The 985-nt window shown below is 25.2% G+C and carries 2 protein-coding genes; both read right to left on the minus strand.

The annotated features are described in order from the left end of the window. Positions 1–256 precede the first annotated feature (256 nt). Positions 257–595 carry a hypothetical protein gene (locus OL66_RS00830; RefSeq protein ID WP_034172078.1) on the minus strand — a complete coding sequence of 113 codons (339 nt, stop codon included), beginning with the start codon at positions 593–595 and terminating at the stop codon, positions 257–259. A gap of 120 nt (positions 596–715) precedes the next feature. Beyond that, a partial coding sequence (locus OL66_RS03950) for a hypothetical protein (protein ID WP_034172079.1) occupies positions 716–985 on the minus strand: 270 nt, incomplete at its 5' end.

Here is a 985-nt window from a genome sequence, read left to right on the forward strand (position 1 = left end):
TATTTGTTTTAAAAAAATTAATTTATGTTATAATAAAAGTAATTAATAAGTAATTTGGTTTTTGAGAAAAAAATTATTTTTTTTATCAAAAATTGTTGCTCTTGAGTAGTTCAGTAGTTCAGTAGTTCCGTTTTCGTGGAGCTTATCAAATAGTAGCTTGTGTTTCTACATTTTGTGTATTTGAATTTTGAGGGATTAATGTTTTTAATTTAGTAATAATTTATTCTTGGATTTGATTTTGGTTACCTGGGTTTAATTAAATATTATTTATTTTAGCAATAAAATATTTATTATGTATTTGGGATAGTTTTTCAATTTCATTGTTGATATCTGTATTAAGGTCGCATAAATTAGTTGGGGATGGTTGGAAATTGTTGGGTTGGGTTTGATCTTTTTTGGATGTTAAATCAGATTCAAGATCTTCGATTTTGGTTTTGATAGAAGAAATATTTTTAAAAGGTTCCACTTTGCTTTTTATTGTCTCATAAACTTTATTTCTATTAATTTTGAAAGTATAAAAGCAATTCTTTATTTTTGCTTTTAGAGTGTTTATGTCATCGGTGTTGAGTGTTTCTTTGTTTGCGATACTTGTCATAAAAGTGTTTTTTCCTCCATGGGCATTTTGGGTTAATGTAGTTTTATATCTTGGTATGTCTTGGTCTAGGATGTTTTGTAATGTTGTAAATTCACTATTGTTTACAGTTTCATTTTTTAATTACTTTATATTATGAAATAAATATGCGTCATATTCGTCATATTCAGTTACAAATGTTTGTAATTGTTCAATAAGTTTATCAAGTTGCAAACTTAGTTTTTTATTTCTATTTTCAATTTGTTTATTTTTTAAATCTGGACTTTGAGTAAAAGCATAATGTTGGTTGTTGGGTCTTTGTTCGTTAGGTTGTGCTTCTAAAGCGTTAATAATGATAGTTTGGAAAAGACAAATAAAAGCTATAATTAATAAAATTATGCATTTAATTAAATA

The sequence above is a fragment of the Chrysanthemum yellows phytoplasma genome (assembly GCF_000803325.1).
Taxonomy (GTDB): Bacteria; Bacillota_I; Bacilli_A; order Acholeplasmatales; family Acholeplasmataceae; genus Phytoplasma; species Phytoplasma asteris.

Excerpts from the sequence above, each read along its gene's own strand:
- OL66_RS00830 (WP_034172078.1), bottom strand. The coding sequence starts at position 595 with ATGACAAGTATCGCAAACAAAGAAACACTCAACACCGATGACATAAAC.